Below are 20,854 nucleotides of genomic sequence, written 5' to 3'. Positions count from 1 at the left end.
TGGTTACGCGCGTCTGAGTCGCGCCGGCGATTCTGGGTCTGGTCTCGTCTCCTGATTCTGGCCGCCGCCCTGCCCGCCAGTATCCTTGCGTTGCGCCAGACCGAGCTGTTCAGCCCGGTCATCGAACCCTACGACCGCACCCTATACCAGCACTGGATCGACGCCGACGGCGATTGCCGGGACACCCGCCAGGAGGTCCTGATCCGGGACAGCCGCGTCACTCCGCAGATGACCGTCGACGGCTGCCAGGTGCTCTCCGGACGCTGGATCGATCCCTACTCGGGACGGACGCTGACCGATCCGCGCGATGTCGATATCGACCATCTGGTGCCGCTGGCCGAGGCGCATCGCTCCGGCGCCGACGGCTGGAGCACCGAACGCCGCCGTGCCTTCGCCAACGACCTTTCCTCGCCGCTGACCCTGGTGGCGGTGAGCGCCCGGTCCAATCGCGCCAAGGCCGATGGCGACCCGCTGAGCTGGTTGCCGGGCGATCCGCGCCGCTGGTGCGCCTACACCGGGGCCTGGCTGTCGGTGAAGGCCCGTTGGACCCTGGACCAGGACATGCCGGAACGCCTGTGGACCGACGCGGTTGTGTGGACCTGCCAGAAGATGCGCCGGTTGGTGTTGTGACACCAAAGATCATTGAGGATGACCGTCGCAGTGCCCGATGGGGCCGCGTCCCCTCCCCTACGCCCCGGACTCGGCCATCAGCCGCGAGACGAGGGTGTCCAGGTCGCCCCCCCGGTACAGATGACCGGCAATACCCAAGGCATGGCCGGCGGCGCCATCGCTGGGCTTGTCGCCAAGGATAAACGACCGCGCCGGATCCACCGGAAAGTCCGCCATGGCCTGTCGCAGCAGGCCGGGACCTGGCTTGCGGCAGTCGCAGGCCACCCGATAGCGACCCAGGCCCCGGGTGGCATGGTGCGGGCAGTAGTAGAAGGCATCCACCCGCGCCCCCCGCGCCGCCAGGTCGGCGGTCATCCAGCGGTGCAGCGCGCGCACCGTCTCCTCGTCGTAGTATCCGTAGGCCACGCCCGCCTGGTTGGTGATCACGATCACCCACCAGCCCGCGCGGTTGAGCCGGCGAATGGCCGCCACCGCGCCGTCGATCCAGGAGATCTGGTCGGGACGGTGCGCATAGCCGACCTCGACGTTCAAGGTGCCGTCGCGATCCAGAAAGGCGGCCGGCCGTGGTGTCGCGGTGGGGGCTTCCGCAGGGCGTGGCGCGGACGGCGGCTCGGGCTCGGCGGTGTCGAGCCTGCTCATGCGTCGCCGCCCTGGACCGCGACCGGGGCCGACGGCCCGCATGTCCGATGCCGGGCGACGGAGGCCGCCATCGCGATGGAATCCAGACTGACGCGGTCACGTCCGCCGGTCTTGCTGGCGTAGAGCGCGGTGTCGGCCCGATGCAGGGTGTCGTCGAACGACGCGGAGGGATCGAGGATCTCGGTGACGCCGATGCTGACGGTGAAGCCGAAGCGGCCGCCATCCTCTGTCGGGACCTGGATATCGCGGCACCGCGCGCGGAGCCGCTCGGCGGCCACGGCCGCATCGGACAGGGACGCATTGGGGAGCAGAACACCGAACTCCTCGCCGCCGAGCCGGCCAAACACGTCGTTTTCCCGCAGCTTCTCCTGGCAGGCCTGAGTGAAGCGACGCAACGCCTCGTCCCCGACGCCGTGGCCATGGGTGTCGTTGATCCGCTTGAAGTGGTCGATGTCCATCATCAACACGCTGACCCGATAGGTCGACTGGCGCCGCATGCGGGCGACTTCCTCGTCGACCCGATCCAGGAAGTGGCGCCGGTTGTAGGCGCCCGTCAGCGGATCGGAGATGGACAGACGGTGCAGCTGCTTCTTCTGCGTCTCGGCCAGTTGCAGGGCCGCGTCCAGTTCCTCGGCCAGGGCGACGACCTCCTCGGCCTGGCGCTCGGTCTGGGTGCGCTCCATTTCCTTGTCAATCTCGTGCTGTACCCGGTCGGTGATATCCAGCAACGTGACCTGGACCGCCGGCCGGCCTTGCCAGCGCACGGGCTTGACCATTTCCTCCACCCATCGCGGGGTACCGTCCAGCGTCCGGCACTGCAGGCGGGACCACCAGTCGTCCACCTCTCCGGCCGCGATTTTCTGGTGAATCAGCACCGTGTCGGCGTGGGCGGACTCGTCCACCAGATCAAGGACGGTCTCCTGGGCCAGGGCCTCCTGTTCCGACTGGAACCCGAACAGACGCAGGAAGGCGCGGTTGACGAACACGGGCTTGAAGTTCTCGTGGACATACATGCCCTGCGTGGATCCCTCCACCAGATCGCGATAGAGGATCTCGGTGTGGGGGAGCGCGGCCTGGGGAGGCGCGGCATGAGGCGCATCACCGTCATGATGCGCCCAAGGGACGCGGCGGGTCGCCCGGCGCCACACCGAGCCCGCCGCCAGGGTTATGCTTACCAGCAGCAGGGGGACAGTCACCGTCATGGCGTGCGTGATCCAGTCCGCACGCGTCAAAAGGGTGCTCAGGCGCCGGCTCTGACGGGCGTCGTCGGCACGCGCGGCCGCGTGGAGGCTGGCCAGCGCCGTGACGGCGCTGGCGTGGTCGCGGGGAGTCGCGAGGGCGGCGATGGCCACCGCCGGCACCCCGTGTTGAACCGCCACCTCGGGCACCACCTCCGGTCTGTCACGGACGGCCGCCGGGTCGGCCGTCAAGGCGGCCTTCAGGGTGGCGAGCGCATCGCGTTCCCCATCCGAGAGCGGCAGGTCCCGGTAGCGGTCCAGCAGGGCGCCGAGGGTGTCCGCCGACTCGGCTTGCAGAACCGCCGATCGGAGAGTCCGGTCCTCCAGATCCTCCGGTTCGGGCAGACGGGCCAGCAGCGCACCCTTGGCCTGGACCTCCGCGCGGTACCGGTCCCAGGCTCGTTCCGTTTCGTCGGCCGTCCACACGGCAAGAGCGGTGATCGCAACCAGGGCGATGATCGCCCCGGCCAGCATCACGCCGATGACGATTTCTGGAATGGCCGTGCGACGACGCGCGGATAGCGGTTGAGGCATGAAAAAAGTCCGTCCGTCGCGACCGGGGGAGGGAGAAATATTAACCTCCGTGAACCGTTCTGGCCAGGAAACCCGCGTGGCACGTTTGAGGGTGGTGTTCAAGGGCGGCCGAACACGGTACATAGGGCATCGTGTGGGCTCCGGGTCCGACGGGGGCGTGACCGTCCTGCCACTGTCCGGATCGGGAGCGGCACGCTCGTCGACAAGGGATGTGTCGCGGGGCGCACGAGACTCGCGCCCGGGCCAAGGGCTCGGACCCCTGGCGGTCTCGGATGGCCTAGGGCGTCCGGGATCTGGGCGCGGCTGGACGCCGACGACGCATGGGTTGGGCATGGCAGCGACATGACGCGAATCCTGGTGACCGGTGGCGCGGGATTCATAGGATCGCACCTGTGCGAGCGCCTTCTGGCCGAGGGGCACGAGGTGCTGTGCGTGGACAACTACTTTACCGGACGCCGAAGCAGCATTCACCACCTCCTGGACAACCCCGCGTTCGAGGCCATGCGACACGACGTCACCGTTCCGCTGTATGTGGAGGTGGACGAGATTTACAACCTTGCATGCCCCGCCTCGCCGATACACTATCAATTCGATCCGGTTCAAACCACCAAGACCAGCGTGCACGGGGCCATCAATATCCTCGGCCTGGCCAAGCGCACCCGCGCCAAGGTGTTCCAGGCGTCCACGTCCGAGGTGTATGGCGATCCCGTCGAGCGACCGCAGACCGAGACCTATTGGGGCAACGTCAACCCCATCGGCGTGCGCGCCTGCTACGACGAGGGCAAGCGCTGCGCCGAGACGCTGTTCTTCGACTACTTCCGCCAGCACAAGGTGCGCATCAAGGTGGCCCGCATCTTCAACACCTATGGCCCGCGCATGCATCCGTCCGATGGCCGGGTGGTATCCAACTTCATCGTCCAGGCGCTGAAGGGCGAGCCCATCACGCTGTTCGGCGACGGGCGGCAGACTCGGTCGTTCTGCTATGTGGATGATCTGCTGGAGGGCATTTCGCGCTTCATGGCGGCGCCCGATCCCATCACCGGCCCCATGAACCTGGGCAATCCCGTCGAGGTGACCATCCGCGAACTGGCGGAGACGGTGATCGCGATGACCAACGCGTCCTCGCGCATCGTGTTCAAGCCGTTGCCATCGGACGATCCCAGGCAGCGCCAGCCCGACATCGGATTCGCCCGCGACGCCCTGGGATGGCATCCAGCGGTGTCGCTGGCCGACGGCCTGAAGCCGACCATCGCCTACTTCGAACACATCCTGAGCGCGGGTCAGGCGGCGGTGGCCGGCTCGACCCGGCGCGGCTAGGAGAAAGGCGGATGCAAGGCGCGGACGGCGTGACCGTCTCGGTGGTCGTGGTGTTCTATGGTGGCGAGGGCTTGCGCGCCTGTCTGCTGTCCGCCCTGTCCCAACCGGGCGTGATCGAGGTGATCCTGGTCAACAACCGTGACGCGCCGCCCTGGCCGACGGACCTGGGCGCGTTGCCACGCGAGGAACCGCGCCTGACCCTGGTGCATGGGCAGGGCAACGTCGGCTTCGGGGCCGGCTGCAACCGGGGCGCCGCGCGCGCGCGAGGCGATGTCCTGCTGCTCCTCAACCCCGACGGCCGGCTGGAGCCGGGCACGGTCCCGCGCCTGCTGGATCTGGCGGCGATGCAACCCGATGACGGCTGGCTGCTGGGACCACGCCTTTTGAACGAGGACGGCAGCGAACAGGCCGGTGGCCGTCGCAATACCGGGACCCCCGGGGAGTGGCTGGCCGAGGCACTGCGTCTGGACCGCCTGGATCCGGGAACCTGGCGCCGGGTCAACCGCCATACCGACCCCCTGCCGGTGGCGCCGGTGGTGGAGATGCCGGCGATCTCCGGGGCGGCCATGCTGCTGCCACGCGCCTTCTTCGCCCGCCTGGGGGGATTCGACGAGGGTTACTTCCTGCACTTCGAGGACTTGGCGCTGTGCCGCGCCGTCTGGCGGGCCGGCGGCCGGGTGCTGTTCGCGCCGGCGGTGACGGTCACCCACCTGAAGAGCCGCTCGCCGGTCTCCGGCCTGTTCGTCACCCGCCACAAGATCCGGAGCTTCCGGCGCTATCTGTGGCGCGAGTTCGGCCGGCCGGCCGGGACCACGCCCCCCTGGCGCCTGGCCGTGGTCTGGGCGCTGCTGTCGGCCGGCCTGCTGGTCCGGACGCTGGTAGGCACGGCGGCCGCCAAGGCGCGCGCCTGGTGGCGGTGAGCGTCCCCCTCTTGTCAACAGGCCCTAATTGAACACCACGGTCTTGTTGTCGTTGATGAACACGCGCCGTTCGCAGTGCCAGCGCACGGCCCGCGCGAGCGTCACGGTCTCCACGTCGCGTCCCATGCGCACCAGGGCCTCGCGGGTGAACGTATGGTCCACGCGCACCACCTCCTGCTCGATGATCGGCCCCTCGTCCAGGGTAGCGGTCACGTAGTGGGCGGTGGCACCGATGATCTTGACGCCGCGCGCATGCGCCTGGTGGTACGGACGGGCACCCTTGAAGCTGGGTAGGAAGGAGTGATGGATGTTGATGCAGCGTCCCGCCAGGGCCGCCGACAGCTCCTTGGACAGCACTTGCATGTAGCGCGCCAGCACCACCAGGTCGACGCGGTGCTCGTCGACAAGATCCAGCAACCGGCGCTCCTGGTCGGCCTTGGTCTCCGGCGTGACCGGCAGATGGTGAAAGGGAATGCCGTGCCATTCGGCCAGGTCGCGCAAGTCCTCGTGGTTGGACACTACCACCGGAACGTCGATATGCAGCTGACCCGTCTTCCAACGGTGCAGCAGGTCGTTCATGCAATGCCCGAAACGCGACACGGCGATCAGCACACGGGGGGGCTGGGTCGCGTCGCGCAGGTCCCAGTCCATGCCGAAGTTGGTGGCCACGGTCTGGAAGTGCGCCTTCATGGTGGCCAGGTCCGGCATGGTGGGATGCCCGGCCCGATAGACCACACGCATGAAAAAGCGCCCGGTCAACGGATCGCCGTAGCTGTGCGATTCCGTGATGAAGGCCTGATGACCGGCCAGGAATCCCATCACCGCCGCCTGGACGCCTATGCCGTCGGGACACTGAAGGATGAGGATGAAGGGTGTGTTCGGATCGGCGTTCATGGCCGGCGGGTCCTTGGGTCGCGTGGGGAAGGCGCCCGGACGAACGCCGGGGCCTCGGAAGACGGAAACCCGGGCGGGCGTGACTCCACGTGCCCCGGGTCCACCGCGCCAGGGCGGACCCCGTTGTTTACCGAAGCCGGGACGGAGACGGAAGCCCGGACCGGGACGGACCATCGGATGCCAGACACCAGCCGTATCGCACGAACGCCGTGCCGGCCACCATCCCAGGCACCGGATCAGCGGTCCGTGGGGTGACCGGGACGAGCCATGGGTGCCCCCGGCCGGTCCGGCGGGCGAGTCCGCCGCCGCCGGTCCCGGCGCGGGGGTCAGGCCACCCGGTTGCCCGGCGCCTCGCCCCGGAGCAGGACGGCGTCGAGGTTGTCGAGTGCCCGAAAGCCCATGGCCTCGCGCGTTTCGATCGTCGCGCTGCCCAGGTGCGGCAACAGGAAGGTGTTGGGCAGGATCCGGTAGTCGGGATGCACGTCCGGTTCTCCGGTGTAGACATCGAGCCCGGCGGCGCCGAGGTGGCCGCGCTTCAGGGCGTCGATCACCGCCGCGTCATCAATGACGGGGCCACGGGCGGTGTTGACCAGGATGGCTCCCCGGGGCAGCAAGGCGATGCGCGCGGCGTTCATCAGGCCGGTGGTCGCCGGCGTGGCCGGGCAATGCAGGCTGAGGACATCGCAGTGGGGCAACAGGCCCTCCACCGTGTCATGGTGGACGGCGCCCTGGGCCTGGTCCGGCGGCAGCGGCGTGCGGTCGTGATAGTGGATGGTCATGTCGAAGGCCCGCGCGCGTTTGGCGACGGCGCGGCCGATGCGGCCCATGCCGACGATGCCAAGGCGCTTGCCGGTCACCTGGGTGCCCATCATGTGGGTGGGCGTCCATCCGGCCCAGGTGCCGGCGCGCATCAGCGCCTCACCCTCGCCGGCCCGGCGCGCGGCCCCCAGCAGGCACAGCATGGCGATGTCCGCCGTGGCGTCGGTCAGCACGTCCGGCGTGTTGGTGACGATGAGGTTCCGCGCGCGGGCAGCGTCGAGATCGATGTGATCGAAGCCGACCGAGAAGGTGGCGATCACCCGCAGGCTGTCGGGAAGGGCACCGATCACCGCCGCCGTGACCGCATTGCCGGGCGCGACCAGCAGGCCGTCGGCCCCGGCGGCCTGCGCGACAAGGGCGTCCCCGCCGAGCGGCGGATGATCGACGGGGGCGGGGCGGACATTGTAGTCGCGCGCGGCGCGCGCCTCGACCGCGTCCGGCAGGACACGGGCCAGGGCGAGCACGGGTTTCGGGTCCATGAAGATCTCCTGTGATTCTGGGCGGCGCCGAGGCCCGCGCCGATCGGGAGCCGGCGCGATCACACCGGCTCGGTCCGGCCTCTCTCCCGGGCGGATCGCGTACCCTATCCCTCCACCATCCGGGCCTCGACCGCCGCGACCACGGCATCAGCCGTGATGCCGAAGTGCTCGAACAGGTCGGGGTCATCGCCCGACGCGCCGAACGTGCTCATGCCGATGAACGCCCCATCCTCGCCGATGTAGCGGTCCCAGCCCAGCCGCACGGCGGCCTCGACCGCCACCCGGACGGTACCGCGTCCAATGACGGCCTTGCGGTAGTCCTCGTCCTGCTGCTCGAACAGGTCCCAGCAGGGCATGGACACCACGGCCGTGGGCACCCCCCGGCCCTGGAGCGTGGCCCGCGCGGCCAGGGCCACGGCCACCTCCGACCCGGTCGCGAACAGCGTCGCCCGGCGCTCACCACCCCCGGCATCGGCCAGGATGTAGCCACCCCGGGCGCACAGGTTCTCCTCGGCATGGGTCGTCCGCACCAGCGTCAGCGGCTGGCGCGAGCAGATGACGGCGCTCGGTCCGTCGCGTTTCTCCAGCGCCAGCGCCCAGCACTCGGCCATCTCGACCGCATCGGCGGGGCGCATCACCCGCATGTTCGGGTAGGCGCGCAGCGAGGCGAGGTACTCCACCGGCTGGTGCGTCGGGCCGTTCTTGCCGATGCCGATGGAATCGTGGCTGAACACGAACACGCTGGGGATGCCCATCAGGGCCGCCATGCGCAAGGTGTGGCGCATGTAGTCGGAGAACACCAGGAACGTGGTCCCCACCGCCAGCACGCCGCCGTGGACGGTCATGCCGTTCATGATGGTGCCCATGGCGTGCTCGCGCACCCCGTAGTGGATGTAGCGTCCGCCCCGGTCCATCGCGGTAAAGGGCGCGAGTTGGCGCTTGTGCTGGGTCGCGGCCTCCAGGTCCGGGGCGCCGCTGATCAGCTCCGGGATGACGTCGGCCAGCGCCGACAGCGCCTCGCCGGATGCCTTGATGCCGGCCTTGGCCGCGCCGGACTCGACCGCGGACCGCTTGACGTCCAGCAGCGTGCGGCGCCAGGCCTCGGGCAGGCGGCCCGCCATCAGGCGTTCGAACTCGGTACGCTCGTCCTGAGGCAGGGCGGCCAGCCGACCGTCCCACGCCTTGCGCGCGGCGGCACCCCTTACCCCGGCCTCGCGCCAGCGGACCAGGATGTCCTCGGGAATGACGAACGGCGCGTGCGGCCAGCCCAGATGCGCGCGGGCGGCGTCCGTGTCGTCCTTGGTGATCTTGCCGCCGTGGGCCGCGCGCGTGTTCTCGATACGCGGGATCCCGAAGCCGATCAGGGTGCGGCAGGCGATCATGGAGGGTCGGGGGTCCGCCCCGGCCTGGGCGATGGCGTCGGCCACGGCCTGGGCGTCGTGGCCATCCACGCCCCGAATCACGTGCCAGCCGGCGGTCTCGAAGCGGACCGCGTTGTCCTCGGACACCGCCTGGTCGGTGCTGCCGTCGTCGGTCATGCGGTTGTCGTCCCACAGGACCGTCAACTTGTCGAGCCGCAGGTGCCCGGCCAGCGCGATGACCTCGGCGGCCACGCCCTCCATCAGGCAGCCGTCGCCGGCGTAGGCGAAGGTGCGGTGATCGACGATGCCGTCGCCGAACCGGTGGTTCAGGACCCGTTCGGCGATGGCCATGCCGACCGCGTTGCCGATGCCCTGGCCAAGGGGACCGGTGGTGGTCTCGATGCCGGCCTCCGGGTGGACTTCCGGATGCCCGGGGGTGTGCGAGCCGAGCACGCGGAAGTTCCGGATCTGGTCCAGGTCGATCTCGTCGTATCCGGCCAGATGCAGCGCCGCGTACAGCAGCATGGAACCGTGCCCGGCCGAATGCACGAAGCGGTCGCGGTCCGGCCACAGCGGCGCCGAGGCATCGTACGTCATCGCCAGCCCGTACAGGGCCGTGGCGATGTCGGCGCCGCCCATGGGCGTGCCGGGATGGCCGTCCTCGGCGCGAACAATGGCGTCCATCGACAAAAACCGGATGGCGTTCGCCATGTCTCTCGAAGTGGTCATGAAACAGGGTCCTTGTGGGGGGCGCCCATCTCGTCCTCGACGAAGGCCCGGATCACCTCGGCGAAGGAGGCGTCGGCCTGGAACCCGAGGGCCGTGGCGCGCGCGGTCTCGAAACGGGCGGGCCAGCTCGCGACGATGGCGCGGACGCGCGGATCGTCCTGGAAGCGGATGCGGGCGACGGCGCCGTCGCCGGCCTCGGCCCGCAGGGCCTTGATCATCTCGGCCACCGTCACCGACAGGCCCGGCAGCATGACCGTCCGGTCGCGGCCGAACCGCGCGGCCGGCAGCGTGGCGGCCTGGATCAGGTTGGCGACGATGCGCCGGGGCGAGGACACGAACAGTCCGGTCTCGGCCGGCACCGGGCACACCGCGTCCTCGCCGTTCAGGGGCTCGCGGATGATGGAACTGGCGAAGGTGCTGGCGGCCTTGTTGGGCGGTCCCGGGCGCACGACGATGGTCGGCAGGCGCACGGTGCGGCCATCGACGAAGCCGCGCCGGGCGTAGTCCTGCACCAGCAGTTCGCCCATGGCTTTCTGGACGCCGTAGCTGCTCTGGGGAACGGGGGCGGTGTCGTCGCGCACCACCTCCGGCAGGTCGCCGCCGAACACGGCGACCGAGCTTGTGAAGACCAGCCTCGCGGCACCATCGGGCGCGCTCTGTCGGCAGGCGTCCAGCAAGGCGCGGGTGGCGTCGAAGTTCACCCGCATCCCCAGGCCGAAGTCTTCTTCCGCCTGGGCGCTGACCACGGCGGCGAGATGGAAGACCACGTCCACCCCGCCGTTCATCACGGCGCCGAGCGCCGCCGGGTCCGACAGGTCGCCGGCCATGCAGCGGACGGTCACCGGGCCGTCGGCGGCGCCGGCCGGCACTTCGGGCGGCACCACGTCAAACAGACGCAGGTCGGACAGGGGGACCGGCGCACCGTCGGCGCCGGACAGACTGGGTTGGTCCAGCAAGGCGCGGACCAGCTTGCGGCCAATGAACCCGTTGGCGCCCGTGACGACGATACGCATCATGTCCTCCCGTCCTGTGGCACGACACCGAACCGGCGCGCCCAGGCGAGCCCGTCCGTGGTGGCGCCGCGCGGTCTGTATTCACAACCGACCCAGCCCTCGTAGCCGCGCGCATCCAGGCGGTCGAGCAGCCATCCGACATCCATTTCGCCCTGGTCGGGCTCGTTCCGGCCGGGAACGGCCGCGATCTGGACATGTCCCAGGAACGGCCACTGCCGGTCCATGGCGCGGGATACTCCGCCCTCGCTCATCTGGCAGTGGTAGAGATCGAACTGGACCTTGAGGGTGTCGTCCGGCGCGTCCGCCAGGCCGATGAACCGGCGCGCGTCGGCCTGCGTCGCCAGGAAATAGCCCGGCATGTCGATGGGGTTGATCGGCTCGATGGTCACGATCCGGCCGGCCTTCGCGGCCTCGGCGGCGGCGAAGCGCAGGTTGCGGACGTAGACCGCTTCGAGATCCGCCGGGTCGGCCTCTGGTGGCCGAATGCCGGCCATGGCATGGATCCGCGCGCAGCCCAGCGTCTCGGCGTAGGACAGCGCCTCGACCACGCCGGCGCGGAAATCAGCCTCGCGCCCGGGCAGGCAGGCCAGGCCACGCTCGCCGGCCTCCCAATCGCCCGGGGGCATGTTGAAGAGGGCCTGGGTCAGGCCGTGCGCGCGCAGGCGCTCGGCGATGTCACCCGCCGCCCAGGCGTAAGGGAACAGGTACTCCACCCCCTGGAACCCGGCGGCGGCGGCGGCCGCGAAGCGATCGAGAAAGTCCACCTCGGTGAACATCATGCTGAGGTTGGCGGCCAGCCGGGGCATGGGCGGGAGTCTCCTTCTGTCTATGGTCTGCCTGTCTATGGTCTGCGGCGGTATTGGGGTCGCGGTCAGGTCCGGGGATACCGGGCCTCGACCTCGGCGACCTGATCCGGGGTCAGCAGGCGGGGATTGAGGCCGCGGGTCAGAAGGTGCAGTTTCGCCGTCTCTTCCAGTTCCTCGGTGGCGTAAACCGCCGCTTCCAGGGTCTTGCCGGCGACCACCGGGCCGTGATTGGCGAGCAGCACGGCCGCATGCCGGCCGGCCAGCCCACGCACCGCGTCCGACACCGCCGGGTCGCCGGGCAGGTGGTAGGGCACCAGGGCCAGGCGCCCGACCCGCATGACGAAGTAGGCCGTCAGCGGCGGCAGCACGTTCGCCGGGTCCACGTCCGGCAGCATGGACACCGCCACCGAATGGGTGGAGTGCAGATGCACGATGGCGCCGTCGCCGGGCCGGGCGTCGAACATCGCGGTGTGCAGCGGGACTTCCTTGGTGGGCGGGTCGCCGTCCAGGTGGCGGCCGTCCGGCGCCATGCGCGACAGCCGCGCCGGGTCCAGCCGGCCCAGGCAGGCATTGGTGGGCGTCACCAGCCAGTCGCCCGTGTCCAGCCGGGCGGACATGTTGCCGCTGGACCCCATGGTCAGGCCACGGTCGAACAGCGACTTCCCGAGGATGCAGATCTGTTCACGCAGCGCGGCATCGGCACTCATCACGACGTCTCCATGGAATCCAGGGCGTCGAACGCGCCCAGGAAGAAGTCTTCGGCCCCGAAGTTGCCGGACTTCAGCGCCAGGGCCAGGGGCGGGCCGTCACCGGCGCGGTCCGCCACCGTCCAGGGCACGCCCGGGCAGATCATGGGGCCGATGCGCAGCGCCGAGACGCCAAGCCCGGAAACCACCGCGCCCGAGGTCTCGCCGCCCGCGACCACCAGCCGGCGCGCGCCGGCCGCGACGACCGCGCGGGCGATGGCGGAGAAGGCGCGCTCGACCAGGGCGCCGGCCTCCTCGCGGCCCAGGCGGTCCTGGACGGCGCGAACGGCATCGGGGGCGGCGGTGGCGTGGACCAGAACCGGCCCGTCGGCCATGTGGTCGGTCAGGAAGGCGACGGTGGCGTCGATCGTCTGATCGGGATCGTCGAACAGCGCCAGCGGGTCAAGCGCCAGCGCCGGGCGCCGGGCCGTCATCCAGGCCACCTGCCCCCGCGTCGCCGTCGAGCAACTGCCGGAGAGCACCACGGCCGGTCCCTCCACCCGGGGCAGGGTCGCGGCATCGGTCCGTTGGCCGAGCAGGCCGGCGGCGCGCCACGCGTCGGGCAGGCCGATGGCGACCCCGGATCCGCCCGTGACCAGCGGATCGGGGGCGACCGCCGCGCCGATGGCGCGCAGGTGGTCGTTGTCCAGCGCATCGACGATGGCATGGCCGTGTCCATCCTTGGCCAGCGCGTCCAGCGCGGACCGGATCGCCGCCGGTCCCCGCGCGACCACGTCCCATGGCACCAGCCCGACCGGCCGCCTGGTCTGGCGGCCCAGCCAGCGCACCAGGTCGGCGTCGGTCATCGGGGTCAGCGGATGATGCTGCATGCCGCTGTCGCTCAGCAGCCGATGGCCGACGAACAGATGCCCGAAGACGATGGTCCGGTTGTTCTCCGGGAACGCCGGGCAGGCGATGGAGAGTCCGGCGTGCAGGTCCTCTTGCAGCGCCTCCGCCACCGGGCCGATGTTCCCTTCGGGCGTGCTGTCGAAGGTCGAACAAACCTTGAAGAAAAAGCGTTCGCACCCGGCCGCGCGCAGCCATGACAGCGCGCGCCGGCTCTGGTCGACGGCCTCGGCCACCGGGATGGTGCGCGACTTCAGCGCGACCACCACGGCATCGACGTCGGCGAGGTCAGGTGTCGCCGCATGGGCCTCCGGCACGCCGATCACCTGGATCGTGCGCATGCCCTCGCGCACCAGCATGCTGGCGAGGTCGGTGGCGCCCGTGAAGTCGTCGGCGATGCATCCCAGGAGTGGCATGGCGGGTCTCGTCATGATGTGGGTGAAGACGGCGGCGCGGTCCGGGAGTCACACGGCGGCCGGTTCCGTGGCATACTGCCCGGTCGCCCGGACCGGCCGGGCGCGGACCGGGGTCCCTTGCGATGTCGCGTGATCCGACGCTGAACGGGATGCTGTACTTCGAGGCCGTCGCCCGCCACGGCGGCGTGACCAAGGCGGCGGAGGAACTGGGGGTGTCGGCCTCGGCCGTCAGCCAGCAGATCAAGCTTCTCGAACAGCAACTCGGCGTCAGGCTGTTCTTCCGCGAAAAGCGCCAGTTCCGTCTGACGGCGGACGGGGAACGGCTGTTTCACAGCACGTCGGCCGCCTTCCGCATGATCCGCGACGCGCGCCAGCTGGTCGCCCGCCAGCGCGAGCGGCGGCAGTTGATCCTGCGCGTCAGCCCCAGTTTCGGAGTGCGCTGGCTCGGCCCCCGTCTGGCGGGCTTCATCCACCAGCATCCCTCCTGGGACTTGCATGTGGACGCCACCCCGGATCCGACCGACTTCGACCGCGAGGCCGTCGATCTGGACGTCCGCTACGGGGCCGGCGACTGGTCCGGGCTGTATGTCGAGGACATCCTGGACGACTACGTTCTGCCGATGTGCAGCCCGGCCTACCTGGCGCACCTGCGCGAGATCGTGACGCCATCCGCCGGACAGGCCGACCTGATCGGCCAGGCCCGTCTGATCGACAGCGTCAAGACGCTGTACCGCTGGGATGCATGGCTGGAGCGCGCCGGCATCACCCCGGCCACCGACGACGCGCGGCTGCGCTTCGACCGCTCGTCCATGGCGCTGCAGCTGGGGGTGCGCGGCGTCGGGATCGTCCTGGAGTCCGTCACGCTCGCGCACGATGAACTGGCCGATGGCACGCTGGTGCCGGTCTGCCCGGCGCTGGGGGCGTTGCGCTTTCCCGCCTACTGGCTCATGGGGCCCAGCCGCAACCAGAGCCGGCGGATCGTCCAGTTGTTCCGGGACTGGCTGCGGGAGGAATGCGCGCGGCACGAGGCCCTCACCCAAGCCCTTCTGGCCCGGCTGGACTGTCCGGTCGTCCCGATCGCGACCCCGGGCACGCGACACCCCGGCCAGGGTGAGGCTATCGAGATCAGTGGATCGTGAACGCCGGCACATAGCTGATCAGCCCAAGAACGACGAGCGCCACCAGATAGAACGGCAGCAGCTCCTTGAAGACCGCGCCGATGCCGACGCGCGCGATGGTGGAGGAGATGAACAAGGTCGTGCCCACGGGCGGCGTGTACAGGCCGATCGCCAGGTTGACGACCATCATCAGGCCAAGCTGAACGTGATCCAGGCCGATGGCGGTGGCGATGCCCACGAACAGCGGCCCCAGCAGCAGGATCGCCGCCGGCAGGTCGAGGAACGTTCCCACCATCAGCATGATGAGGTTCATCGCCAGGATGACCATCCATTCCTGGTTGAGGGACGCCATCATCCAGGCCGCCAGGGTCTGCGGGGCCTGCTCCAGGGTCAGCATCCACTGGATGACCGACGAGGCCATGATGATCAGCATGACGGCGCCGGTCATGACGCCGGTCTCCATCATCGCCCGCAGCACCGTGGTCAGCGTGAGATCCCGATAGACGACGGCCCCCACCAGCAGGGCATAGGCCACCGCCATGACGGAGACCTCGGTCGGGGTGGCGATGCCGAAGCGCAGGGTACCGACCACGAAAACCGGCATGAGCAGGGCGGGCAGCGCCTGCCAGGCTTCCTTGCGGAACTTGGACCAGCCGCCCTCGACCTCGGTCGCCGGGAAGCCCCGGATCCGCGCCGACAGCCAGCAGGCGGTCAGCATGCCGACCCCCAGCATCACGCCCGGCAGAATACCGGCGATGAACAGCGCGATGATCGAGGTGTTGGAGACCAGTCCGTAGATGATCAGCGGGATGGACGGCGGGATCAGGACGGAGATGGTGGAGGAGCACGAATTGATGGCGGCGGCGAACGCGGCCGGGAAGCCCTCGCGCTTCTGCACCGGAATCAAGGCGTTGCCGAGGGCCGAGGCGTCGGCCACGGCGGAGCCGGAGACGCCGCCGAACATCACCGATCCGACGATGCTGACGTGACCCATGCCGCCCTTGAAGCGGCCGACCAACAGCTTGGCGAAGTTCACGAGATGCTCGCCGAAGCGCCCCGACATCATCAGGCTGCCCGCCAGGATGAAGAACGGGATGGCGAGCATGGGGAAGCTCTGTGTCGGCGTGTACAGCCGCTGCGCCACCACCGCCACCGGGCGGCCGTCGATCGCCAGGATCAGCGTCGCGGCGGCGATCAGCGCATGGGCGACCGGCACCGACAGGAACAGCAGCAGCGGGAAGACCCAGATCAGCATCATCACCATGGCGCGGGTCCTCCTTTCAGCCCATGGACGTCCGGCCGGGCTCCGTATCCCGGGCCTGTTCGCCCAGCAGCAGCCGGGCCGCGTCCATGGCCGCGATCAACGCGACCAGCGCGAAGCCGAACAGAAGGCTCGCGTAGCCGTAGATCTGCGGGATGCGGGTCTCGGCGAGGATGCTGAAGCGCGACGCCATGACGATGGGAAACGAGGTGTCGATAACCGCGATCGCCGTCACCACGATGATGACATGCACGGCCAGCGCGACGATGCGCCGGCCCAACTCCGGCAGCAGCCGCACGATCGCCGTGACGGCGATGTTGCGCCCGCGCACGGCGGCCATCACCGCGCCGCCCGCGACCAGCCAGGGAAACAGGATGGAGTGGATCTCATAGGCCCAGGGAATGCCGGTCGAGAACACGTAGCGCAGGATCACGTTGACCAGCAGGGCCACGAACATCGCGCTCAGGGTGACGACCACCAGCATCGCGGCAAGACCGTCGAGACCCCTGGTCACCATCGCCAGGGCGGCGCGAACGGACCGACCCCAGTGCGGGCGGCCTGCCTCGGTATCCGACGGAGGCATGGACATGACGGACGACTCCCTATCCCGGCCCGTATCCCGCTCTCGTCCTGGACGGCGCCCGGTCTCCGTATCGAACGGAAGACGGCTCGGCACCGCGCCGTGGAAAGCGGGAGGGGCCCTCCGCCCCGCCGTCCGCTCGGGAACCCGAGGCGGAAGACGGGACAGAACCGGGTGTTCGGATCGGGTGTCGCGCCTACTGCGCGGCGGCGGCGGCGGCGGCCCGCAGGTCGGCGACGAAGTCGCCGTACTCGGCCTCGTACTTGTCATAGACCGAGGCCGTGGCCTCCTGGAACGCGGCGCGGTCCACGTCCATGAACTTCGCCCCTTCCTCGGTCATGACGTCGCGAAGCTGCACATTGTCCATCAGGCTGCGCCCGCGCTGGTACCAGCCGGCCTGGTCCACCGCGTCCTGCACGCACGCCTGCTGGTCTTCCGACAGGCCGTTCCACCAGCCGAGACCGGCCAGCACCGGCGTGGTCTCGTACTTGTGGCCGGTCATGGTGATGTAGGGTGTGATCTCGTGCAGCTTGGCGGTGTAGATATTGGTCAGCGGGTTTTCCTGGCCCTCGAACGCGCCGGAGCGCAGGGCGGTCGGAAGCTCGCTCCAGGCCAGCGGGGCCGGGTTGGCGCCCAGGGCCTCGAAGATATCGATGGTCACGCGGCCGGGCGGCGTGCGGATCTTCATGCCCTCCAGGTCGGCCGGGGTTTCCATGAACTGGCCGACGTGGGTGACGTGGCGGATGCCGTTGTCCCAGAACCCGACGATCTTCATGCCGCGCGCCTGGGTGAGGTCGTCGAGTTGCGCCCCCATCTCGCCGTCCAGCACGCGCCAGACGGTCGGCAGATCCTTGAACAGGAACGGCAGGCCGAGCATGCCGAACTCGGGCACGACCTGCGACATGGCGCCCTGCGAGTTGGCCGTCATCTGAATGACGCCGGCGGTGGTGGAGGTCAGCATCTCGGCATCGTCGCCCATGGTCGCCGATGGCGCGACGTTGACCGTCATCTCGCCGTTCGAGCAGCCGGGGACCAGTTCCGCGAACAGATTGGCGGCGTCGAAGCGGGGATTTCCGGCGTTGGCGCCGTGCGCCAGGATGATCTCCTCGGCCTGGGCGCTGGCGGTGAAGCCGACGGTCGCGATGGCGGCCGTGGCGATGGTCCGGGACAGGATACGCATCGTGTTCCTCCAGTGGCTTCATGATTGCCGGAAGACCTGGGTCTTTCGGGGGACGGTGAACGGCACCGCCGCGGCGCGACTCTGCGGTAGCTTGCACGCGGACGGCGTGGACCGGGGGACGGGATCAGTGGATGAGCGATCCTCCGTTGACGTCCACCTCGGTGCCGGTGCAATAGGCGGACAGGTCGGAGGCCAGGAACAGGCAGCAGCCGGCGACATCGACGGCGGCACCGGGGCGGCCCATGGGAATGCCCGACAACACCGTCGTCATCATCTCGTCGGTCATCATGCCGCCGGTGATGTCGGTGTCGATGAAACCGGGACAGACGGCGTTCGCGCGCACGTTGTCCGGCGCCAGTTCGCGCGCCATGGCCTTGGTCAGGCCCAGCACACCCGCCTTGGCGGCGGAGTAGTGCGGGCCGCCGAAGATGCCGCCGCCGCGTTGCGCGGAGACCGAGGACATGGTGATGATCGAGCCGGACCTCTGCTCGCGCATCATGGGGATGACGGCCTGACTCATGTACAGCGTGCCGCGCAGGCTGACGTCCGTGACGGCCTCGTAGCCCTCGGGCGTGATGCCCATGATCTTCACGGGCTGGGTGATGCCGGCGTTGTTGACCAGCACGTCGACACGACCCCAGCGGCGAACCAGGGTCTGGGCGGCGGCCTCGCAGGCGGCCTTGTCGGTCACGTCGCAGGCAAGGCCGACATGCGCCGGACCAAGATCGGCGGCGGCGGCCTCGGCGGCCGTGGCGTCAAGGTCCAGGACCGCCACGGTCGCGCCGTGCTCGGCGAACAGGCGGGCGGTCGCCTTTCCCAGACCACGCGCCGACGCCGCGCCTGTCACAATGGCGTAGCGGCCGTCAAGAAGACCCATTGTCCTCATCCTCCTTCGTTCTGTGTCGGGGACCGGCTCCGTTTCGGCCGGTTGGATTCACATCCAGCCCTTGACCTGCTCCACGACGGTCGTCACCGACAGGCCGTAGCGATCATGCAAGGTCGGCAGCGCGCCGGCGTCCAGGAAGGCATCGGGCAGACCGATCATGCGGAACCCGGCTGGGACGACACCGGCGCGCAGCGCGGCGGCGGCCACGGCCTCGCCCAGTCCGCCGACGATGCTGTGGTTCTCGGCCGTCACCACCAGCCGGCCGGGCGTGCCCATGGCCGCCTGGATGGTGGTGGTGTCGAGCGGCTTGATCGTGGGCACATGCAGCACGCCCGCGCGGGCGATGCCCTCGGCCTCCATCCGCTCCGCCGCCGCCAGCACGCGCATGGTCATCAGCCCGGTGGAGATGAACAGGACGTCCGGTCCGTCGCGCAGCAACGCGGCCTTGCCCAGTTGGAACCGGTAGTCGTAGCGGTGCAGCACGCGCGGCACCTGGCCGCGCAGCAGGCGCATATAGACCGGCCCCGGGTGCCCGGCGAGGACCGGCACCGCCTGTTCGATGTCCACGGCGTCGCAGGGATCGACGATGGTCAGGTTGGGCATGGCCCGGAACATGGCCAGATCGTCGGTCGCCTGATGGCTCGGTCCATATCCGGTCGTCAGTCCGGGCAGGGCACAGACGATCTTGACGTTCAGCGACTCCTCGGCGATGCCCAGGGCGATGAAGTCATAGGCCCGGCGGGAGGCGAACACGGCGTAGGTGGTCGCCCACGGCTGAAAGCCCTCGCGCGCCAGCCCGGCGGACGCGCCCATGAGCACCTGTTCCGCCATGCCCATCTGGTAGAAGCGGTCGGGCATGGCCTGCGCGAAGATGTGCAGGTCGGTGTACTTGCTGAGGTCGGCGCTCAGGCCGACGATCTCCGGCCGGGCCTTCGCCTGCGCGACCAGGGCATGGCCGAAGGGCGCGGAGGTGGTCTCCTGGTCGTCCTCGGCGATCGAGGCGATCATGGCCGAGGTCGTCAGGCGTGTCTTCGGGGGCGCGTTCATTGGGGCCTCCCGGCGTCCAGCGCCTCCAGGGCCTTGTCCCACTCCTCTGGCGCGACGCGGACGAAGTGGGTGACCTCGCGGGTCTCCAGGAACGGGACACCCTTGCACATGCGGGTGTCGCAGATGATCACGCGCGGCTGGTCGGCCGAGTGCCGCCGGGCGGCATCGAAGGCCGCGACCAGCGCCGCCATGTCGTTGCCGTCCACGCGCTGCGCGAGCCAGCCGAAGGCCGCCCACTTGTCCGTGACCGGCTCCGAGCTGAGCATCTCGGTCGACGGGCCGTCGGCCTGCTGGTTGTTGAAGTCGACGATGGCGATCAGGTTGTCGAGGCGGTGATGGGCGGCCGACAGGGCGGCCTCCCACGTGGCGCCCTCGCCCAGTTCGCCGTCGGACAGAAGATTGTAGACGCAGGCGTCCGATCGTTTGCGCTTCAGACCCAGGGCCATCCCCACCCCGATGCCCAGGCCGTGACCGAGCGAGCCACCGGTGATTTCCATGCCCGGGGTGTAGGCGGCCATGCCCGACATGGGCAGGCGGCTCCCGTCGCTGCCGTAGGTCTCCAACTCCTCCTCGGGCAGGACGCCGGCCTCGATCAGCGCGGCATAGAGCGCGATGGCATAGTGTCCGATGGACAGCAGGAAGCGGTCCCGGCCCTCCCAGTGGGGGTCGGCGGGCCGATAGCGGAGCGCATGGAAGTAGGAGACGGCCAGGACATCCGCGACGCCGAGCGCCTGTCCGATGTAACCCTGACCCTGGACGGCGGCCATGCGGATGGCGTGGCGCCGAATATTATAGGCCCGTTCCTCCAATTCAATATTGGATAGACGACGGCCTGTTTGTTTTTGTGGCACAGTTCCACCCTTGGATTGTGTTTATGGTTTCTGGTTTTTTTATTCGGAGAGATTTGTTTTGTGTCAATACTGTGAACCTGAGGTCCCCGGGGCTCAAGCCCGATCTCTTGACCGCTTGTTAAGCTGAGCTAAAGCCCAGGCCGTGCTGGGCGTCGTCCGGCCCGTCGCGGCGCGGGGTCCGGACGGATGATCCACATCGACCCGGGAGTCAGCGCGTTACTATGTCATGGATAGCGTAAGGGATTTTTTTCTACTAAATGTTGTTTTTGTGCCAGCCATACCCCGGTTCAGGTTCATGGTACCGCGCGCCCGGGTGACGTCGTCACCGGACGAAGCCGGCGACCAGCATCACCCCGGCCAGGTTTTCCTGTCGGGCATGAACCATACTGACAGCGCGCTTGATGGCACCCGCCACCAGATCCGTGGTGATCGATTGTCTCGGTACCGGACGCACGTCCAGTTTCCGCGTCTGACGCGATAACCGACACGCCATCGGATCCCCACCCTGTATTTGTGGACTCCGGGTGGCTACACTCCGCCACCC

Annotated in this window: 19 protein-coding genes; 4 read left to right on the top strand and 15 right to left on the bottom strand. The window is 69.2% G+C overall.

What is annotated here, in order from left to right; genetic code table 11:
• The first annotated feature begins 90 nt into the window (after positions 1–90).
• Entirely contained in the window at positions 91–630 is a 540-nt protein-coding gene (locus tag GGD89_RS05395; RefSeq protein ID WP_184043093.1) for an HNH endonuclease family protein, read from the top strand.
• Positions 631–687: 57 nt separating this feature from the next.
• Here the strand turns inward: GGD89_RS05395 and GGD89_RS05390 are convergent, their stop codons facing one another.
• Entirely contained in the window at positions 688–1,269 is a 582-nt protein-coding gene (locus tag GGD89_RS05390) for a D-glycero-alpha-D-manno-heptose-1,7-bisphosphate 7-phosphatase (RefSeq protein ID WP_184043092.1), read from the bottom strand.
• On the bottom strand, positions 1,266–3,041 hold the full coding sequence (locus GGD89_RS05385) for a GGDEF domain-containing protein (protein WP_184043091.1): 1,776 nt from the start codon (positions 3,039–3,041) through the stop codon (positions 1,266–1,268). Before GGD89_RS05385 ends, GGD89_RS05390 begins: the two co-directional genes overlap by 4 nt.
• 342 nt (positions 3,042–3,383) lie before the next feature.
• On the opposite strand from GGD89_RS05385, the gene GGD89_RS05380 reads away from it, so the two are divergent.
• Both GGD89_RS05380 and GGD89_RS05375 read left to right on the top strand, forming a co-directional pair.
• Entirely contained in the window at positions 3,384–4,358 is a 975-nt protein-coding gene (locus tag GGD89_RS05380; protein WP_184043090.1) for a UDP-glucuronic acid decarboxylase family protein, read from the top strand.
• 11 nt (positions 4,359–4,369) lie between these two features.
• Positions 4,370–5,278 (top strand): glycosyltransferase family 2 protein, encoded by a 909-nt coding sequence (locus tag GGD89_RS05375; RefSeq protein WP_184043089.1) that lies wholly within the window; start codon positions 4,370–4,372, stop codon positions 5,276–5,278.
• Positions 5,279–5,302: 24 nt separating this feature from the next.
• Here GGD89_RS05375 and purU read toward each other — a convergent pair whose 3' ends face one another.
• From purU to otnK, 7 genes are all read right to left on the bottom strand, one after another.
• Positions 5,303–6,172 carry a formyltetrahydrofolate deformylase gene (purU, locus tag GGD89_RS05370; protein WP_184043088.1) on the bottom strand — a complete coding sequence of 290 codons (870 nt, stop codon included), beginning with the start codon at positions 6,170–6,172 and terminating at the stop codon, positions 5,303–5,305.
• 326 nt (positions 6,173–6,498) lie between these two features.
• Complete coding sequence (locus GGD89_RS05365; RefSeq protein WP_184043087.1) at positions 6,499–7,470, bottom strand: 2-hydroxyacid dehydrogenase; 972 nt, start codon at positions 7,468–7,470, stop codon at positions 6,499–6,501.
• 104 nt (positions 7,471–7,574) lie between these two features.
• Positions 7,575–9,560 (bottom strand): transketolase, encoded by a 1,986-nt coding sequence (gene tkt, locus GGD89_RS05360; protein ID WP_184043086.1) that lies wholly within the window; start codon positions 9,558–9,560, stop codon positions 7,575–7,577.
• Positions 9,557–10,576, bottom strand: coding sequence for a D-erythronate dehydrogenase (gene denD / locus GGD89_RS05355; RefSeq protein ID WP_246422672.1), 1,020 nt, complete (start codon positions 10,574–10,576; stop codon positions 9,557–9,559). Before denD ends, tkt begins: the two co-directional genes overlap by 4 nt.
• On the bottom strand, positions 10,573–11,379 hold the full coding sequence (otnI, locus tag GGD89_RS05350; RefSeq protein WP_184043085.1) for a 2-oxo-tetronate isomerase: 807 nt from the start codon (positions 11,377–11,379) through the stop codon (positions 10,573–10,575). Before otnI ends, denD begins: the two co-directional genes overlap by 4 nt.
• 65 nt (positions 11,380–11,444) lie before the next feature.
• Entirely contained in the window at positions 11,445–12,086 is a 642-nt protein-coding gene (otnC, locus tag GGD89_RS05345; protein WP_184043084.1) for a 3-oxo-tetronate 4-phosphate decarboxylase, read from the bottom strand.
• Complete coding sequence (gene otnK / locus GGD89_RS05340) at positions 12,086–13,387, bottom strand: 3-oxo-tetronate kinase (protein ID WP_184043083.1); 1,302 nt, start codon at positions 13,385–13,387, stop codon at positions 12,086–12,088. The genes otnC and otnK overlap by 1 nt, the downstream gene beginning before the upstream one ends.
• Positions 13,388–13,509: 122 nt before the next feature.
• Here otnK and GGD89_RS05335 point away from each other — a divergent pair, with 122 nt between their 5' ends.
• Positions 13,510–14,526: a LysR substrate-binding domain-containing protein gene (locus tag GGD89_RS05335; RefSeq protein ID WP_184043082.1), complete on the top strand. Its 1,017-nt coding sequence runs from the start codon at positions 13,510–13,512 to the stop codon at positions 14,524–14,526.
• Here the strand turns inward: GGD89_RS05335 and GGD89_RS05330 are convergent.
• From GGD89_RS05330 to GGD89_RS05305, 6 genes are all read right to left on the bottom strand, one after another.
• Positions 14,513–15,769 (bottom strand): TRAP transporter large permease, encoded by a 1,257-nt coding sequence (locus GGD89_RS05330; protein WP_184043081.1) that lies wholly within the window; start codon positions 15,767–15,769, stop codon positions 14,513–14,515. The genes GGD89_RS05335 and GGD89_RS05330 overlap by 14 nt on opposite strands.
• A 16-nt stretch (positions 15,770–15,785) precedes the next feature.
• Positions 15,786–16,355 carry a TRAP transporter small permease gene (locus GGD89_RS05325; protein ID WP_184043080.1) on the bottom strand — a complete coding sequence of 190 codons (570 nt, stop codon included), beginning with the start codon at positions 16,353–16,355 and terminating at the stop codon, positions 15,786–15,788.
• A gap of 187 nt (positions 16,356–16,542) precedes the next feature.
• Positions 16,543–17,526 (bottom strand): TRAP transporter substrate-binding protein, encoded by a 984-nt coding sequence (locus tag GGD89_RS05320; protein WP_184043079.1) that lies wholly within the window; start codon positions 17,524–17,526, stop codon positions 16,543–16,545.
• 124 nt (positions 17,527–17,650) lie between these two features.
• Positions 17,651–18,403, bottom strand: a complete 753-nt coding sequence (locus tag GGD89_RS05315; RefSeq protein WP_184043078.1) for an SDR family NAD(P)-dependent oxidoreductase — start codon at positions 18,401–18,403, stop codon at positions 17,651–17,653.
• 57 nt (positions 18,404–18,460) lie between these two features.
• Positions 18,461–19,459 carry a transketolase family protein gene (locus tag GGD89_RS05310; RefSeq protein ID WP_184043077.1) on the bottom strand — a complete coding sequence of 333 codons (999 nt, stop codon included), beginning with the start codon at positions 19,457–19,459 and terminating at the stop codon, positions 18,461–18,463.
• Positions 19,456–20,226: a transketolase gene (locus tag GGD89_RS05305; RefSeq protein ID WP_184043076.1), complete on the bottom strand. Its 771-nt coding sequence runs from the start codon at positions 20,224–20,226 to the stop codon at positions 19,456–19,458. Before GGD89_RS05305 ends, GGD89_RS05310 begins: the two co-directional genes overlap by 4 nt.
• Between the last annotated feature and the right edge of the window lie 628 nt (positions 20,227–20,854).

The organism is Roseospira visakhapatnamensis (assembly GCF_014197915.1).
In the GTDB taxonomy this organism is placed as follows: domain Bacteria; phylum Pseudomonadota; class Alphaproteobacteria; order Rhodospirillales; family Rhodospirillaceae; genus Rhodospira; species Rhodospira visakhapatnamensis.
This window is presented reverse-complemented; position numbering and strand designations above follow the sequence as displayed.

What these genes read in the sequence shown, in the direction of transcription:
- GGD89_RS05375 (WP_184043089.1), top strand. Translation starts at nt 4,370, where the DNA reads ATGCAAGGCGCGGACGGCGTGACCGTCTCGGTGGTCGTGGTGTTCTAT.
- otnC (WP_184043084.1), bottom strand. Translation starts at nt 12,086, where the DNA reads ATGAGTGCCGATGCCGCGCTGCGTGAACAGATCTGCATCCTCGGGAAG.
- tkt (WP_184043086.1), bottom strand. Translation starts at nt 9,560, where the DNA reads ATGACCACTTCGAGAGACATGGCGAACGCCATCCGGTTTTTGTCGATG.
- otnI (WP_184043085.1), bottom strand. Translation starts at nt 11,379, where the DNA reads ATGCCCCGGCTGGCCGCCAACCTCAGCATGATGTTCACCGAGGTGGAC.
- GGD89_RS05390 (WP_184043092.1), bottom strand. Translation starts at nt 1,269, where the DNA reads ATGAGCAGGCTCGACACCGCCGAGCCCGAGCCGCCGTCCGCGCCACGC.
- GGD89_RS05305 (WP_184043076.1), bottom strand. Translation starts at nt 20,226, where the DNA reads ATGGCCGCCGTCCAGGGTCAGGGTTACATCGGACAGGCGCTCGGCGTC.
- GGD89_RS05335 (WP_184043082.1), top strand. Translation starts at nt 13,510, where the DNA reads ATGTCGCGTGATCCGACGCTGAACGGGATGCTGTACTTCGAGGCCGTC.
- GGD89_RS05325 (WP_184043080.1), bottom strand. Translation starts at nt 16,355, where the DNA reads ATGTCCATGCCTCCGTCGGATACCGAGGCAGGCCGCCCGCACTGGGGT.
- GGD89_RS05385 (WP_184043091.1), bottom strand. Translation starts at nt 3,041, where the DNA reads ATGCCTCAACCGCTATCCGCGCGTCGTCGCACGGCCATTCCAGAAATC.
- GGD89_RS05315 (WP_184043078.1), bottom strand. Translation starts at nt 18,403, where the DNA reads ATGGGTCTTCTTGACGGCCGCTACGCCATTGTGACAGGCGCGGCGTCG.
- GGD89_RS05320 (WP_184043079.1), bottom strand. Translation starts at nt 17,526, where the DNA reads ATGCGTATCCTGTCCCGGACCATCGCCACGGCCGCCATCGCGACCGTC.
- purU (WP_184043088.1), bottom strand. Translation starts at nt 6,172, where the DNA reads ATGAACGCCGATCCGAACACACCCTTCATCCTCATCCTTCAGTGTCCC.
- GGD89_RS05365 (WP_184043087.1), bottom strand. Translation starts at nt 7,470, where the DNA reads ATGGACCCGAAACCCGTGCTCGCCCTGGCCCGTGTCCTGCCGGACGCG.
- otnK (WP_184043083.1), bottom strand. Translation starts at nt 13,387, where the DNA reads ATGCCACTCCTGGGATGCATCGCCGACGACTTCACGGGCGCCACCGAC.
- GGD89_RS05310 (WP_184043077.1), bottom strand. Translation starts at nt 19,459, where the DNA reads ATGAACGCGCCCCCGAAGACACGCCTGACGACCTCGGCCATGATCGCC.
- denD (WP_246422672.1), bottom strand. Translation starts at nt 10,576, where the DNA reads ATGATGCGTATCGTCGTCACGGGCGCCAACGGGTTCATTGGCCGCAAG.
- GGD89_RS05330 (WP_184043081.1), bottom strand. Translation starts at nt 15,769, where the DNA reads ATGGTGATGATGCTGATCTGGGTCTTCCCGCTGCTGCTGTTCCTGTCG.
- GGD89_RS05380 (WP_184043090.1), top strand. Translation starts at nt 3,384, where the DNA reads ATGACGCGAATCCTGGTGACCGGTGGCGCGGGATTCATAGGATCGCAC.